Annotated in this window: 12 protein-coding genes; 7 read left to right on the top strand and 5 right to left on the bottom strand. The window is 66.9% G+C overall.

Annotation, left to right across the window (positions count from 1 at the left end):
- Positions 1–20: 20 nt before the first annotated feature.
- The gene (locus ACZIYR_RS06405) at positions 21–2,507 is read right to left on the bottom strand and encodes a molybdopterin-dependent oxidoreductase (protein WP_483528612.1); all 2,487 of its coding nucleotides are present in this window, start codon (positions 2,505–2,507) and stop codon (positions 21–23) included.
- 153 nt (positions 2,508–2,660) lie between these two features.
- Complete coding sequence (locus ACZIYR_RS06410) at positions 2,661–3,671, bottom strand: 4Fe-4S dicluster domain-containing protein (RefSeq protein WP_483528613.1); 1,011 nt, start codon at positions 3,669–3,671, stop codon at positions 2,661–2,663.
- Between the two features lie 255 nt (positions 3,672–3,926).
- Here ACZIYR_RS06410 and ACZIYR_RS06415 point away from each other — a divergent pair, with 255 nt between their 5' ends.
- Positions 3,927–4,349: a hypothetical protein gene (locus ACZIYR_RS06415; RefSeq protein WP_483528614.1), complete on the top strand. Its 423-nt coding sequence runs from the start codon at positions 3,927–3,929 to the stop codon at positions 4,347–4,349.
- Between the two features lie 36 nt (positions 4,350–4,385).
- On the opposite strand, the gene arsB is transcribed toward ACZIYR_RS06415, so the two are convergent.
- On the bottom strand, positions 4,386–5,486 hold the full coding sequence (arsB, locus tag ACZIYR_RS06420; RefSeq protein ID WP_483528615.1) for an ACR3 family arsenite efflux transporter: 1,101 nt from the start codon (positions 5,484–5,486) through the stop codon (positions 4,386–4,388).
- A gap of 144 nt (positions 5,487–5,630) precedes the next feature.
- Here arsB and ACZIYR_RS06425 point away from each other — a divergent pair, with 144 nt between their 5' ends.
- Both ACZIYR_RS06425 and ACZIYR_RS06430 read left to right on the top strand, forming a co-directional pair.
- Positions 5,631–6,248: an ABC transporter ATP-binding protein gene (locus ACZIYR_RS06425; RefSeq protein ID WP_483528616.1), complete on the top strand. Its 618-nt coding sequence runs from the start codon at positions 5,631–5,633 to the stop codon at positions 6,246–6,248.
- Positions 6,239–7,042: an ABC transporter permease gene (locus tag ACZIYR_RS06430; RefSeq protein ID WP_473032933.1), complete on the top strand. Its 804-nt coding sequence runs from the start codon at positions 6,239–6,241 to the stop codon at positions 7,040–7,042. Before ACZIYR_RS06425 ends, ACZIYR_RS06430 begins: the two co-directional genes overlap by 10 nt.
- Here the strand turns inward: ACZIYR_RS06430 and ACZIYR_RS06435 are convergent, their stop codons facing one another.
- Positions 7,043–7,816 carry an alpha/beta fold hydrolase gene (locus ACZIYR_RS06435; protein WP_473032935.1) on the bottom strand — a complete coding sequence of 258 codons (774 nt, stop codon included), beginning with the start codon at positions 7,814–7,816 and terminating at the stop codon, positions 7,043–7,045.
- Positions 7,817–7,828: 12 nt separating this feature from the next.
- Positions 7,829–9,016: an acetyl-CoA C-acyltransferase gene (locus ACZIYR_RS06440; RefSeq protein ID WP_483528617.1), complete on the bottom strand. Its 1,188-nt coding sequence runs from the start codon at positions 9,014–9,016 to the stop codon at positions 7,829–7,831.
- 185 nt (positions 9,017–9,201) lie between these two features.
- Here ACZIYR_RS06440 and ACZIYR_RS06445 point away from each other — a divergent pair, with 185 nt between their 5' ends.
- From ACZIYR_RS06445 to ACZIYR_RS06460, 4 genes are all read left to right on the top strand, one after another.
- Positions 9,202–9,804 (top strand): TetR/AcrR family transcriptional regulator, encoded by a 603-nt coding sequence (locus tag ACZIYR_RS06445; protein ID WP_483528618.1) that lies wholly within the window; start codon positions 9,202–9,204, stop codon positions 9,802–9,804.
- A 196-nt stretch (positions 9,805–10,000) separates the two neighbouring features.
- Positions 10,001–11,674 carry an AMP-binding protein gene (locus ACZIYR_RS06450; RefSeq protein WP_483528619.1) on the top strand — a complete coding sequence of 558 codons (1,674 nt, stop codon included), beginning with the start codon at positions 10,001–10,003 and terminating at the stop codon, positions 11,672–11,674.
- Between the two features lie 20 nt (positions 11,675–11,694).
- Positions 11,695–12,462: an SDR family NAD(P)-dependent oxidoreductase gene (locus ACZIYR_RS06455; protein WP_473032938.1), complete on the top strand. Its 768-nt coding sequence runs from the start codon at positions 11,695–11,697 to the stop codon at positions 12,460–12,462.
- A gap of 426 nt (positions 12,463–12,888) precedes the next feature.
- Entirely contained in the window at positions 12,889–14,700 is a 1,812-nt protein-coding gene (locus ACZIYR_RS06460; RefSeq protein ID WP_483528620.1) for an acyl-CoA dehydrogenase C-terminal domain-containing protein, read from the top strand.
- Positions 14,701–14,834 lie beyond the last annotated feature (134 nt).

Consider the following 14,834-nt stretch of genomic DNA (forward strand, 5'->3'; position numbering starts at 1 on the left):
AAGAGTTCTGTGTCCGTGGATCAGGCGCGCTCGAGTCTGACCTTGCCGGTGTAGTAGCTGGCGAGCCCCGAAATCGGATCGGACACATTGGCCGTCACCTCGCCGGAGTGCCCTGGGCCGCGACCGGCGGCCCAGCGGCCCTGGGCCCAGTGCCCGAACTCGAAGGGCAGCACCAGGGTGTCGGGGCGGTGGGCCGCCACGAAGCGACACTCCGCCTCGATGATGCCCAGGTCCGAGGTGATCCTGACCCGATCGCCGTTGCGGATGCCGCGCTCGCGGGCCGTGCGCGGGTGCACCTCCAGATAGACGGTGTCGCGGCCGCCGACGATGGGCTGGTGGATGGCGATGTTGTGAGGGATATTGGCGCCGCGCCCCTCGGCGTGCAGCGGAGTCTTGGGCGTCACGAAATAGAGGTCGCCGTCGCCGCCGCTGTGCTGCGGCTCGACCCACTGGATCAGGCCCGCGCGATCGCGGGGAATGCCCATTTCCCGCTCGATGTAGGCGGCGTGTTCTTCCAGGAAGCCAGACTTGAACTCGAACTTTCCGGAAGGCGTCCGGAGCAGCTTGGCCTTCACCTCCTCGGGACTCATCTGCAGGCTGTAATCGAGACCGTCCCACTCATAGAAGCGCCCGCGGTGCAGCCGCCAGTGATAGGGCTTTTTGTACCAGACGCCTTTCTCCTTCCAGCTCTCGAAGTCGTTGACGCCGTTGTCGCCGGGATTCTGCGCGAAGCCGGCGGCGCGGTGGCGCAGCACGTTCTCGACGCTGTCGAGTGCCCGGTAGTACTCCCCCGCCGGGCCGTTGAGGCGCTTGCCGATGCCGATCAGGATGTCACCGAAGTGGCGGGTGTCGTAGATCGGGTCCACCGCCGGCACGCGCAGGGCGGTCATCGGCCAGCCCTCGAAGGGGTAGGTGGGCGAGTCCTGGAGCCGCTCCAGGTAGGTCGAATCCGGCAGGATCAGGTCGGCGTACATGGCGGTCTCGCCGGGAAACGGCGAGGTGTCGATGATGAACAGATCCTTGAAGGCTTCTTCCCACACCTTGGGATCCGGTGCCGTCCAGATCGGATTGGTGTAGAAGAACATGGCGGTGTCGAGCGTGTAGGGGGCGCCCGCCAGATGATTGGGGCCCGTCTCCTGCATCATGTGGCTGGTCATCGGCCAGCGCTCGGTGCGGGCCATGTCGATGCGCGGCTGATCTCGCCAGGCGCCGTTGCGGGCATAGTCGTCGAGATAGTCGTCGGCGCTCACCGGCAGGTCGCCGTAGGGCACGCCCATCTGGTAGCCGAGCCCGCCCTTGGCGAACAGAGAACCGACCAGGGCATTGAGGGCGTGAATGGCCATGCCGTTGTAGGTGCCGTTGGTATGGCCGGTAGGACCGCGTTCGAACAGCGCCACGGCGGGGCGGGTCGAACCGAACTCGATGGCGGTCTGGCGAATGTGACGGGCGGGGATGCTGGTGATGTCCTCGGCCCACTCGGGGGTGCGGTCCTTGAGCTCCTGGTTCCACCACTCGGTCAGGCCATGGACCCAGTTCTCCTCGAAGGAATCCTCGGGAATCGTCTCGCCGCTGATGAAGCGGCGCGAGGCCTGGTAGAAGTCACCGACGAACTCCTTGTCCCACAGCCCCTCGGTGAGGATCACATGGGCCACCGCCAGGGCGAAGGCGCCGTCGGTGCCCGGCTTGATGTAGAGCGCCCGATCGGCGGCCGCCATGGTGGGGTTCATGCGCACGTCGACACAGGTGACGCGGGTCTTGGGACTCTTGCTGCGCATATGCCCCCACATCTGCATCACGTTGTTGTAGGGGCGGAAGGCCTCGAGGAAGCTCGCGCCCATGATCAGCAGGTAGTTGGTATGGCGGTAGTCGTAGGAGTTGTAGGAGTCGTTGCCGTCGGTGGCGCGCTTGGCCCGCTTGGAGCCCTCGGCACACATGGAGGCGTGGCCGATGGCCGAGTTGGGCGTGCCGTAGAGCCTGCCGAAGTCGCCGTAGAGGCCGGCATCGGAGGCCCCCCAGCCGCGCCCGTAGAAGTGCGCGAAGCGATGGGATTCCCCCCGTTCGCGCAGCCCGTTGAGCCGCTCGGCGACCATATCCAGCGCCTCGTCCCAGGAGATCGGCACGAAGCCGGGATCCTCATCGCGCCCCTTATTGGGGTTGGTGCGCTTCATGGGTCCCTTGAAGCGGTCCGGGTCGTAGAGAAAGTAGCTGCCCAGGTGTCCCTTGGGGCAGAGCTTGCCGTTGGCGATGGGGTTGCCGGTGTCGCCGTAGATCGCATGCACCCGGCCGTCGGTGGTATAGACATCGATGCCGCAGCGCGCCGGGCACTGGGCGCAAATGTTCTTGGTGATCGTTGTCTCGCCGCGAGGGGCCTGGGCGCGGGCCTCCTTGACGGGGGTGAGCCCGGTCAGCCCGGTGATGCCTGCCGTCACGGCGCCGGCCGAGGCACCCACTGCCGCGGTCGACTGCAGGAATCGGCGCCGATTGATCAATGACTGAAACAGTTTCATGGAGTCTCCCTCGGGATGCACGTCTTGTTCTCGGGTCGCTACGCTTTCGGGTGGTGACTGCGTTGTTCTTCTACTCTTGGGGCGTGTTGAAGTGGTCGAAAATGAGGTCAGCGCGCGCTGCCGTGCCGACCCGCCAGCCGGATTCGGCCGAGTTCAGCCAAACAGGTCATGAAAACTCTCCTGGAGCAGGGCCTGCTCCCGACGGCAGGCGGGGCAGACCGGGGTGTCCGACGCCATGGCGTCGCGGCTCGCGGAAAAGGGTCGCCGGCACTCGAAGCACGCCAGTGTCTGTGCGTGGCGCAGGGTAACGGTGACTGGGGCAGGCGCATGGCTCATGCTCAGCGCCTGCTCGGGGCAGGTGCTCAGGCAGTGGCCGCAGTCGAGACAGGCCCTGGGGTCGAAGACAAGCTCGCCTTCCCGTAACGCCTGCAGGGCCTTGGTGGGGCAGACCCGGGCACAGACACCGTGCGCTCGGCAGGCATCGAGATCCAGGCTGAGCCCCGGCAGTGGCGGTGTCAGCCCCTGGGTGCCTAGCCTCTCGGAGGCGGTCCGCAGTCGCTCTGGTCGTCGCGCCCCGGGAGCCGCATCATCGGCGGGAATGGCCGGCAGTCGCGGTGCAGGCCGGCCGCGCAGCAGCTCGCGACGGCTCACCGCTGGGCGTGCGGCCCGGAAATCTTTGTCGGCAGGCTCCTCGCTGATCGTTGCCCGCGTTTCGGCCTCGCGGCGCCAGGGGTCGAAGCCCTGTTCGGGGGCGGCGGTGCAGTCTCGGCAGCCCTCGGGCAGGGTAAGAGTGACCGCCTTGGGCATTGCCTGTGCTGCTAGCCAGGCCAGTAGGTCGGGGCCCAGGGTGCGCAGGCAGTGCAGGCGGACCAAGTCGGAGGCATCCTGGGCACGGTGACAGCCCAGCTGCAGCGGCTCACCTTCCGCCTGACCTGACAGGAGGGCGTCGACCTCGGCGCTGACTAGGGCTTCGCTGGGGCAGGCCGGGATGCACTGTCCACAGCCATGGCAGGCGTCGCTGGCCAGCAGGGCAGTGCCACCTTGGCTATCTTCTTGAAAGGCGAGAGCCTCGACTGGACAGGCGTCGACGCAGCGGGTGCAGGCCAAGGGATGCGGCGGCGCCTGCAGGCATCGCGTGGCGACCCAGCCAAGTGGGACCCCCATAGGCGTGAGAGGCCTAGGCGTAGGATCGGAGTAGGTGTCACGGTGCGGCATGGTAATTCGTCCGCTATCATTGTTATGGTTATATGTGCATTGCCATATGTCTAGAGGGAAGCCTGGCAAAGAGACGGAGCCGCTGCCACGATCTTTAGTCGAATAGATGCCCGACAAGCGATAAAACTTGCTTTGGATCAATACTGGGGCTGTCTGGCGGCGAGACACGTCGAGATGGCCATCCGCTCCGTGGGGGAGAGATGCATGGCGGTACTGGTAGAAGCCACGGCGGTGATCGTCCGCGCGGCGGCGGTGGAAGCGCGAATCCCGGGTGGCTGGGAGGCGCTGAGCGCCAGCCTGCCCGCCCAGGGCGTCTGCTCCGACGATGAGCTGGTCAGCATTAGCCTGTTCGATCCGGCCGAGGTGCGGTGGTTGGTAGAGCGCCTGGTGGCGCTGGGCTTGCGTTTCGACTGGGAAGGCAATGTCGAGGACATCGCCTTCGCGGACCAGAAGCGCGGCCTTATCACCCCTTGCGACTGGCTGACCTTTGAGACGGCGAATATCGGCATCGGCGGCACGCCGCCCGGCGTGGCGATTTGCCGCCTCGCCGGTAGCCAGAGTCATGAGCTGCGGGTGCCGGAGGGCTGGCGCTATCAGGGGTCACTCAGCGAGGCCTTCGGCGCCTAGGGCAGCGGCCTGCTCGGGATGCTCCCTCGCCATGGGTTAGCCCCTGGCCTCGGCGGGGGCCTGGGCCGCGGCCTCGGGGAAGTGGTGCCGGGTCTTGTTGGCGATGCGCACCAGGGCCAGCATCAGTGGCACCTCCACCAGCACCCCCACCACCGTGGCCAGCGCCGCGCCGGACTGCAGCCCGAACAGGGCGATGGCGGCGGCCACGGCCAGCTCGAAGAAGTTGCTGGCGCCGATCATCGCCCCGGGGGCGGCGACGCTATGGGGCACCTTCCACGCCTTGGCCCAGCCGTAGGCGATGAAGAAGATCAGCACCGTCTGGATGATCAGCGGGATGGCAATCAGCACGATGTGCAGTGGGTTGGCCAGTATCACGTCACCCTGGAAGGCGAACAGCAGCACCAGGGTCACGATCAGCCCGATCGGCGTCACCGGGCCGATACGCTTCATAAAGACATTGTCGTACCACTCGGCGCCGCGGCGGGCGATCAGGGCGCGTCGGGTCAGATAGCCGGCGGCCAGCGGAATCACGATATAGAGAAAGACCGACAGCGCGACCGTGTCCCAGGGCACCTGAATGTTCGAGATGCCGAGCAGGAAGACCACGATGGGGGCGAAGGCGAACAGCATGATCAGGTCGTTGAGCGACACCTGCACCAGGGTGTAGGCGGCGTCGCCCCGGGTCAGGTAGCTCCAGACGAAGACCATGGCGGTGCAGGGGGCGGCGCCGAGCAGGATGGCACCGGCCAGGTATTGGCTGGCCAGCTCCTCGGGAATGAAGGGGCGGAACAGCACCATCAGGAACAGCCAGGCGATGGCGAACATGGTGAAGGGCTTGATTAGCCAGTTCACCGAGGTGGTGATGACCAGCCCCTTGGGCTGGCGGCGCACGCCGAGCACGGCGGCGAAGTCGATCTGCGCCATCATCGGAAAGATCATCGCCCAGATCAGGATCGCCACCGGAATCGACACCTGGGCGACCTCGAAGCGCGAAAGAGCTTCCGGCACCGCCGGGGCGAACTGGCCGAGCAGCACCCCGGCGACGATGGCCAGCGCCACCCATACGGAGAGAAAGCGTTCGAAAAAGCCCATGCCCTCGGTGGTGCTGGGGGCCGGGGTATCCTGGTGTGCGGTCATGCAGCACTCCTTGTATCGCAACGGCTGGTATCGGGACGTCAGTCGAATATATGAATCTCCATATATGATACGGGGAACCGCCTAGGGTCGCCATCGCCTAGGCCGGTTATCATGTGGTTGTTCGATCGGTTATGAGGAGACCCCGTGTCCGTTACTGATACCCTGCGACTCGAGGGCCTGGCCATCGGTGATGTGGCGCCGGTGAATCTGGTCATTGCCCCGGGCGAGATTGTCTGCCTTTCCGGGGTGAGCGGCTGCGGCAAGAGCCGGCTGCTGCGTGCCGTGGCCGATCTGGAGCCGCACGGTGGCGAGGTGTGGCTGGGCGGAGCGGCCCAGTCGGCTACCTTGGCTCATGCGTGGCGAGCGCAGGTCATGCTGGTGCCGGCGGAGAGCCACTGGTGGGCGGAGCGCGTGGGTGAGCACCTGTACGATCCCGAGACGGCCGATCTCGCGGCGCTGGGGTTCGAGCGCACCGTGCTCGACTGGTCGGTGGCCCGGCTCTCCTCCGGCGAGAAGCAGCGTCTGGCGCTGCTGCGGGCCATCACCCGAGAGCCGGCGGCGCTGTTGCTCGATGAGCCCACGGCGAACCTGGACGACGCCACGGCGCGACGGGTCGAGGCCTGGCTCCGCCAGTGGGTTCGCCAGCGCGGCTGGCCGGTGCTGTGGGTGGCCCACGACATGGCGCAGATTCGGCGCGTGGCGGATCGCCACTGTCGCATCGAGCAGGGTCGACTGACGGAGGGCACCGCCGCATGGACGTGATCGAACTCGGCTGGTGGCAGCTGGCCGCCGCTGCGTTGCTGGTGGTGGCGCTGGCCGGCTGCACGGCCTGGGCACGGCTTGGCATGACGCAAAGCCTGTTGATCGCCGCGGCCCGCACGGTGATTCAACTGGCGCTGATCGGCCTGGTGCTCGAGGCGCTGTTCGCCGCAGAGCGGCTGCTGTGGGTGGTGCTGATGGCGCTGGCCATGCTGCTGATCGCCGGACGCGAGGTGATGGCCCGCCAGAAGCGGCGCCTGCGCGGCGGCTGGGCCTTCGGCATCGGCACCCTGGCGATGTTTCTGTCCTCCTTCACCGTCACCGTCCTGACCCTGACGGTGATCATCGGTCCCGAGCCCTGGTATCTCCCCCAGTACGCCATCCCCCTGCTGGGCATGCTGCTCGGCAATACCATGACCGGGGTCGCCCTGGCGCTGGATCGGCTGACCGACAGCGCCTGGCGCCAGCGGGCGGTGATCGAGAATCGCCTGATGCTGGGGCAGCCCTGGCATCAGGCGATCGGCGACATTCGCCGCGAGGCGATGCGCAGTGGCCTGATGCCGATGATCAACGCCATGGCCGCCGCCGGGGTAGTGAGTCTGCCGGGCATGATGACCGGCCAGATACTGGCCGGCACCGCCCCGGGGCTAGCGGTGAAGTATCAGATCCTGATCATGTTCGCGATCACTCTGGGCACCGGCTTCGGGACCCTGGCCGCGGTGGCCGCGGGCAGCCGGCGGCTGTTCGACTCCCGGGAGCGGCTTCGCCTGGACCGGCTGCTTGCGCCGCAACGCTGATCAGGCTTGGATGAGAAACTCGGCCACCAGTATGGCGAGCCGCTCGGGGCACTCCCGGTGGGGCACATGGCCGCAGGGCAGGATGTGCGGTTCCCGCGGGCCGGGCGTCAATTCGGCGATGCGCCGGGGCTGGTCCAGGGACCCGTACTCATCCTGTTCGCCGTGGATCGCCAGGGTGGGGCAGGTGACCCGCGCCAAGGCGGCATCCAGCGTCCAATCGGCGAAGGCCTCGGAGTGCCAGTTGTCGACCCAGCTGCGCAGCGCCCACTCAGCCTTGTCCCCATGATATTTGGCCAGGCGCGACAGGCTACCCGGTGCCACCAAGGCCTGTTCCGCCTCGCCAATCCCGGCCAGGGTTCGGGGTTCGGTGAAGGCCTGAGCCGCCACGGTGATCAGCGCCTCGCAGCCGTCACGGTGCAGGCCGGCCGCATAGGCGGCCATGCTGCCGCCCACGCTATGGCCGAGCAGCACGAAACGCGCCAACGCCAGCTGGTCGCGAACGGTGGCAAAGGTGCCCGTGGCCTCGTCGGCGATAAAGCTGTGCGGCTGTGGCCCCGGGAAGGGCGCCGAGCGCCCGTAGCCGAGACGGTCGTAGGCGATCACCTCGCGGCCTGCGGCCTTGGCCAGCCGCGCCGGAAAGTCTCGCCACAGGGCCACGCAGCCCAGCGAATCGTGCATCAGCACGATGGGGCTGCCGGCAAGGGTGTCGGTGTCGGGCCGCCAGCGGGCGGCGAAAACGCCGCCCGCCGGGGTGTCGAGGGTGAAGGTGTCCATCGCCCGGCCCGCTCAGTCGATCAGCTCGACCGCCACCGCGGTGGCTTCGCCGCCACCAATGCACAGGCTGGCGATGCCGCGCTTGCCGCCCTTGGAGCGCAGGGCGTGGATCAGGGTGGCGATGATCCGCGAGCCGGTGGAGCCGATGGGGTGGCCCTGGGCGCAGGCGCCGCCGTAGACGTTGACCTTGTCGTGGGGGATGTCGAGCCCGTCCATGGCCAGCAGGGTAACCACCGCGAAGGCCTCGTTGATCTCGAACAGGTCGACGTCGGCGACGCTCCAGTCGAGTTTTTTCAGCAGCTTGTCGATGGCCCCCACCGGCGCGATGGTGAACTCGCTGGGGTGCTGGGAGTGGGTGCTGTGCCCCAGCATGCGCGCCAGGGGCTTGGCGCCCAGGCGGTCTGCCGCGCCTTGGCTGGCCAGGATCAGCGCCGAGGCACCGTCGGAAATCGAGCTCGAGTTGGCGGCGGTGATGGTGCCCTCCTTGGCGAAGGCGGGGCGCAGCGAACGGATCTTCTCGAGATTGGCCTGGAAGGGCTGCTCGTCATGCTCGACCACCGTTTCGCCCTTGCGGCTGGTCACGGTGACTGGCGCCATCTCGGCCTGGAGGTGGCCGTCGTTGGTGGCCGCCATGGCGCGCTCCAGCGAGGCGATGGCGAAGTCGTCGAGGCGCTCCCGGCTGTAGTCGCGCTGGCCGGCGACGTCCTGGGCGAATACCCCCATCAGCTTGCCGGTCTCGGCGTCCTCCAGACCGTCGAGGAACATGTGGTCTTTGAGCTCGCCGTGGCCGAGGCGATACCCCGTCCGGGCCTTGGTCAGCACATGGGGCGCGTTGGACATGGACTCCATGCCGCCGGCCAGCATCACCTCGCCGCTGCCGGCGCGGATCAGGTCGTGGGCCAGCATGGTGGCCTTCATGCCCGAGCCGCACAGCTTGTTGATGGTGGTAGCGCCGATGCCGTCGGGAATGCCGGCCTGACGCATTGCCTGGCGAGCCGGGCCTTGCTTGACGCCGCCGGGCAGCACGCAGCCCATGATGCCTTCGTCGATGGCCGAGGCCTCGATGCCGGCGCGTTCGATGGCGGCGCGGATGGCCACGGCGGCCAGTTCCGGCGCGGTCAGGCTGGAGAGACTGCCCAGCATACCGCCCATGGGCGTGCGTGTAGCGGACAGAAAGACGATATCGTTGGGGCTGCTCATTACGTGATCTCCCGGTAGGACATTGAGTGGGTGGCGGATGGCCGCCCTGCTATTGTGATTGTGGCCCGGCCCGGCCGGTTCTGACTCCCAAGGGTGACAGGGCGGCCTCGGCGCACCTTGCGTTGACCTGTCGACGGGGCTGTGTTTCTCTCAAGATCAACCAAGCAAGCGCTAGTGTAAACCCGATGAATGTCGTTAACGAGTCCCCCCGCCGTAAGGAATTGACCCGCCTGGCCGCCCAGTTGTTCGTGCAGGAGGGCTTCGATCGGACAACGGTGCGCATGCTCGCCCAGGAGATGGGTATCAAGTCCGGCAGTCTCTTTCATCATTTCCGCGACAAGCAAGAGATTCTCGCCGCGGTGATCGAGGAGGGCACCCAGAACGCCTTGAGCATCGCCCGCCAGGCGCTGGAGAGCTGTGCGGATTCTGCGGAGGCACGGCTGCACGCCATGGCGCGGGCCCATCTGGAGACCCTGCTCACCGACCGCAACGCCCATGTGGTGGCGCTCTACGAATGGCGGCGCCTGGATGCCGAGGCCCGCGACCACCTGAGCCACCTGCGTGACGCCTACGAAGCGCTATGGGAGCAGGTCATCGATGAGGCGCTGGAGGCCGACCTGATCCGCGGCGACCGCTTTCTGGTCTCGCGCTTCGTGATGGGGGCGCTCAACTGGACCGTACGCTGGTACGACCCCGAGGGCCCGCGCAAGCCCGAGGACCTGGCCCGTGAACTCATCGCCATGATGGCGCCTGCCACCTCCGACGCCGCGCAGTCTACCAAGGTATAGCCTATGAAAGCCGGTGCGGGGGTTGCCCCCGGCCGGCTTTGCTTCTAGCTTGTACCTAGCGCTTGTTAGGTTGACGCTTACGTCAACTGCTACTAAGCCAGATCAGAACGATCGCGCCGCGAGTGACCCTTGAGCGGCGCCGGTCGGCTACGGTGAACCACTCACAACAAGCACAAACAGGCAGAGAGGGCAGTTCATGAGCACGCAAGCGACGCTTCCCGACTACGCGACCTATCTCGAAGGCTTTTCCGTCGACCAGGTGATCGCTCGCCTCGACGATCATCAGGACGGCAGCTTCAATGCCTACGAGTCCTGCTGCGGCACCCACCTGCGGGCCGGCCGCGGCGATGTCCAGGCGCTGGTGCATGAGGATCTCCAGGGCAACGTCAACACCCTGACCTATGCTGAGCTGGACGCCGAAAGCGCCCGGCTTGCCGGCTGGTTTCAGTCCCGCGGCCTGGGCGTGGGGGATCGCATCGCCTGCATGCTGCCGCGCTCGCCCCAGCTGCTGGTGGCGGTGCTGGCCACCTGGCGAATCGGTGCGGTCTATCAGCCGCTGTTCACCGCCTTCGGGCCGGATGCCGTCGACTACCGACTGGGACGTGCCGACACCAAGCTGGTGATCACCGATCACGCCAACCGCTTCAAGTTCGACGGCCTCTCCCAGTGCCCGCCGGTGCTAGCGGTGGGGGGCCCCGATGCCGAGCACGGCGATGATCTGGACTGGGCCGAGGCCCTGGGACATGCGGCCATGACCGGCAAGCCGCCGCGTCTGTCGCCGGAGGCTCCCTTCCTGCAGATGTTCACGTCCGGCACCGTGGGCAAGCCCAAGGGCGTGGCGGTGCCGCTTTCCGGCATGCCGGCCTTCGCCATCTACATGGAGCTGGCCATCGACCTGCGCGAGAGCGATCGTTTCTGGAACATGGCCGACCCCGGCTGGGCCTACGGCCTCTATTACGCCATCGCCGGGCCCCTGCTGCTGGGCGTGACCACGCACTTCTGCGAGGCCGGTTTCAGCGCCGAGGGGGCCATGGCCTTCATGAAGCGCCATCGCATCACCAACTTCGCCGCCGCGCCCACCGCTTACCGGCTGATGAAAGCCTCGGGGCTGTTCGACAGCGCCCATGAGACCCTCGAACTGCGGGTGGCGAGCTCCGCCGGCGAGCCGCTCAATACCGAAGTGGTCAGCTGGGTGGAGCGCTCGCTGGGCTGCCAGGTGATGGACCACTACGGCCAGACCGAGACCGGCATGACCTGCTGCAACCACCATGCGCTGGCGCACCCCAAGCACGTCGGCGCCATGGGCGTGCCGATGCCGGGCTACCGGCTGGCGATCCTCGACGCCGAGTACCATGAGCTGCCCCCGGGCGAGCCCGGCGTGCTGGCGGTCGACATCGAGAACTCCCCGGCGCACTTCTTCGCCGGCTACACTTGGCAGGAGAAGCACCCCTTCGCCAACGGCTACTACCTGACCGGCGACGTGGTAATTCGCAACGAGGACGGCACCTTCCAGTTCGCCGGCCGTGACGACGACATCATCACCACCGCCGGCTACCGGGTCGGGCCCACCGACGTGGAGAACAGCGTGCTGACCCATCCGGCCGTGGCCGAGTCCGCCGCCGTGGGGCAGCCCGATGAGATCCGCGGTGAGATCATCAAGTCCTATATCGTGCTGCGCGAGGGTTTCGAGGCCAGCGATGCGCTGGCCGACGAGATTCGTCAGCAGGTGCGCGAACGGCTCTCCACCCACGCCTTTCCGCGGGTGATAGAGTTCGTCGAGACGCTGCCCAAGACACCCAGCGGCAAGATCCAGCGCTTCAAGCTGCGCGCCGATGCCAGCGAGAAGGCCGAGACGGAAGCCGCCAAATGAACACTGTGGAGACAGGCTAGATGCAACTGAAGGACAATACGTTTCTGATCACCGGTGCCGCCTCCGGGCTGGGGGCGGCCACTGCCGATCGCATCGTCGCCGGCGGTGGCCGCGTGGTGCTGTGCGATCTCAGCGATGCGGTGGACGCCCATGCCGAGCGCCTCGGCGAGGCGGCTCGGGCGTCCCGGGGGGATGTCACCTCGGCCGACGATATGCAGGCCGCCGTCGACGCCGCGCAGGCGCTGAGCGGGGACAGGGGCCTGGCCGGCGTGGTGCATTGTGCGGGCATCGTCAGCGTGGCCAAGCTGGTCGATCGCGAGGGCAATCCGGCGGACCTGGATGCCTACGCGCGCACCGTCAGCATCAACCTGGTGGGCACCTTCAACGTCATGCGCCTGGCCGCCGCCGCCATGGCCAAGAATGCCCCGGGCGAGGACGGCGAGCGCGGGGTGATCATCAACACCGCCTCGGTGGCCGCCTTCGACGGCCAGGTAGGACAGTGCGCCTACAGCGCCTCCAAGGCCGGGGTGGTGGGCATGAGCCTGCCGGCGGCGCGTGAACTCTCGCGCCACGGCATCCGCGTCATGGCCATCGCCCCGGGCGTGTTCGAGACGCCGATGATGAGCGAGATCCCCGATGAAGCCGCCGCGGCGCTGGCCGCCTCGGTGCCCTTCCCCAAGCGGCTAGGCAAGCCCGACGAGTTCGCTCGCCTGGCCGAGCAGATCATCATCAATGCCATGCTCAACGGCGAGACGATCCGCCTCGACGGCGGTATTCGGATGCAATGACCCGGCGTCGCCGGGAGCTTTAAGGCATAAGCTCCAAGCTTGAAGACAACACCCTCGTGGCCATGCTGCGGGGGTGTTTTTCATGGTTCATCGCACTTTAGCGTGAACATGTTTGGCAGGTTTTATGGTGGGAGGCCGGCTCTGCCGGGCGAAGGCGCCGCAGGCGCCCCATGGGTAGCGCTGCGCGCTACTTCGCGAGCTGAAGCTCCCTCCCACATAGCCTGTTCACGCCAGTCTGCGAAGAACCTTTTTCATGGGGTGGAGACGCGGATGCGGCTTTCCAGTGTCTCGCTTTGAAACGAACGCTTGACTCTCGGCGCGGTGGCGGCTAATTTCAAACACATGTTTGAAAGCGGCGGCCGCCGCCTTCGCGTCCCTATAAGCCGGTGCCAACTTTGGCACGGCCGTGGATTTGGAGAGTTCGAGATGCCCGACTATCAGGCCCCCCTGCGCGATCTTCGTTTCGTCATGGACGAGCTGCTGGACTATCCGGCCCACTACGCCCGGCTGCCGGGCGGCGAAGAGGCCACGCCGGATGTGGTGGCCGCTATTCTGGAGGAGGGCGCCCGCTTCGCCCGCGAGGTGCTGCTGCCGCTGAACCAGAGCGGCGATCAGGAGGGCTGTCTGCTGGAGGGCGGCGAGGTGAAGGCGCCCAAGGGCTTCAAGGCGGCCTATGCCCAGTACGTGGAGGGCGGCTGGCCGAGCCTGGCCGCGGACCCGGCCCATGGCGGTCAGGGCCTGCCGCACTCGCTTGCCATGGTGCTCAACGAGATGGTGTGCGCCACGAACCTGGCCTGGGGCATGTATCCGGGGCTCTCCCATGGCGCTGCCGATGCCCTGCGGCACCACGGCACCGAGGCGCAGCAGGCCACCTACCTGACCAAGCTGGTGGAGGGCACCTGGACCGGCACCATGTGCCTGACCGAGCCTCACTGCGGTACCGACCTGGGCCTGATCAAGACCCGTGCCGTGCCCACCGATGATGGCGCCTACGACATCACCGGCACCAAGATCTTTATCTCCGCCGGCGAGCACGACCTGGCCGAGAATATCGTCCACCTGGTGCTGGCCAAGCTGCCGGATGCACCGGAGGGCTCCAAGGGCATTTCGCTCTTCGTGGTGCCGAAATATCTGCCCACCGAGCAGGGCGAGCCGGGAGAGCGCAACGGCGTGGTATGCGGGTCGCTGGAGCACAAGATGGGGATCCACGGTAACGCTACCTGCGTCATGAACTTCGACGGCGCCAAGGGGTTCCTGGTGGGCGCGCCCAATAAGGGCCTGGCCTGCATGTTCACCATGATGAACGCCGCCCGCATCGGCGTCGGTATCCAGGGCCTGGGCCTGACCGAGGCGAGCTTCCAGAACGCCCTGGCCTACGCCCGCGACCGCTTGCAGATGCGTTCACTGGCGGGCGCCAAGGCCCCCGAGAAGGCCGCCGACCCGATCATCGTCCATCCGGACGTGCGGCGCATGCTGCTGACCCAGAAGGCCTTCGCCGAGGGCGGCCGGATGCTGGTTCTCTACACGGCGCAGATGATCGATATCGTCGAGCACGGTACCGATGCCGCCGAGCGCGAGCAGGCCGAGACCCTGCTGGGCCTGCTGACGCCCATCGTCAAGGCGTTTCTCACCGAGGTGGGCTTCGAGGCGACCAACGAGGGCGTGCAGGTTTTCGGCGGTCACGGCTTCATCCAGGAGTGGGGCATGGAGCAGTTGGTGCGCGATGCGCGCATCACTCGCCTCTATGAGGGTACCACCGGCATCCAGGCCCTCGACCTGCTGGGCCGCAAGGTGCTGATGAGCCAGGGCGAGAGCCTCAAGGTCTTCACCAAGGAGATCCACAAGTTCTGTCAGGCGGAGGAGGGCAACGCGGCACTGGCCGAATTCGTGCGGCCTCTGGCCAAGCTCAACGCCGAGTGGGGCGAGCTGACCATGGGCGTCGGTATGAAAGCCATGAATGACCGCGAGGAAGTGGGGGCAGCCAGCGTCGACTACCTCATGTACTCCGGCTACGTGACCCTGGCCTACCTGTTCGCTCGGGCTGCCAGGCAGGCTCAGGCGACCCTGGCAGAGGGCAGCGACGATGCCGCCTTCTATCGCGCCAAACTCAACACCGCGCGCTTCTTCTACCAGCGCCTGCTGCCGCGCACCCGCGCCCACAAGCAGGCCATCGAAGCCGGCGCCGAGTCGCTGATGGCGCTTTCCAGCGAGGACTTCGGTCGCGGCTTCGAGCTCTGATTGACCAGGCATCTCTCTCGGTCAGTGCTGTTCTGATCGGTTTGCGGCGGGCTTTGCCCGCCGCTTTTTCTCTATGGTGTGGCTGGCCCCATCCTGGGCCGGGAGGCATTATGGTCGCCCGATCTCATTCCCGC

It is taken from the genome of Billgrantia sp. NRB1, assembly GCF_056921725.1.

Excerpts from the sequence above, each read along its gene's own strand:
- arsB (WP_483528615.1), bottom strand. The coding sequence starts at position 5,486 with ATGACCGCACACCAGGATACCCCGGCCCCCAGCACCACCGAGGGCATG.
- ACZIYR_RS06450 (WP_483528619.1), top strand. The coding sequence starts at position 10,001 with ATGAGCACGCAAGCGACGCTTCCCGACTACGCGACCTATCTCGAAGGC.
- ACZIYR_RS06460 (WP_483528620.1), top strand. The coding sequence starts at position 12,889 with ATGCCCGACTATCAGGCCCCCCTGCGCGATCTTCGTTTCGTCATGGAC.
- ACZIYR_RS06445 (WP_483528618.1), top strand. The coding sequence starts at position 9,202 with ATGAATGTCGTTAACGAGTCCCCCCGCCGTAAGGAATTGACCCGCCTG.
- ACZIYR_RS06405 (WP_483528612.1), bottom strand. The coding sequence starts at position 2,507 with ATGAAACTGTTTCAGTCATTGATCAATCGGCGCCGATTCCTGCAGTCG.
- ACZIYR_RS06440 (WP_483528617.1), bottom strand. The coding sequence starts at position 9,016 with ATGAGCAGCCCCAACGATATCGTCTTTCTGTCCGCTACACGCACGCCC.
- ACZIYR_RS06430 (WP_473032933.1), top strand. The coding sequence starts at position 6,239 with ATGGACGTGATCGAACTCGGCTGGTGGCAGCTGGCCGCCGCTGCGTTG.
- ACZIYR_RS06410 (WP_483528613.1), bottom strand. The coding sequence starts at position 3,671 with ATGGGGGTCCCACTTGGCTGGGTCGCCACGCGATGCCTGCAGGCGCCG.
- ACZIYR_RS06455 (WP_473032938.1), top strand. The coding sequence starts at position 11,695 with ATGCAACTGAAGGACAATACGTTTCTGATCACCGGTGCCGCCTCCGGG.
- ACZIYR_RS06435 (WP_473032935.1), bottom strand. The coding sequence starts at position 7,816 with ATGGACACCTTCACCCTCGACACCCCGGCGGGCGGCGTTTTCGCCGCC.
- ACZIYR_RS06415 (WP_483528614.1), top strand. The coding sequence starts at position 3,927 with ATGGCGGTACTGGTAGAAGCCACGGCGGTGATCGTCCGCGCGGCGGCG.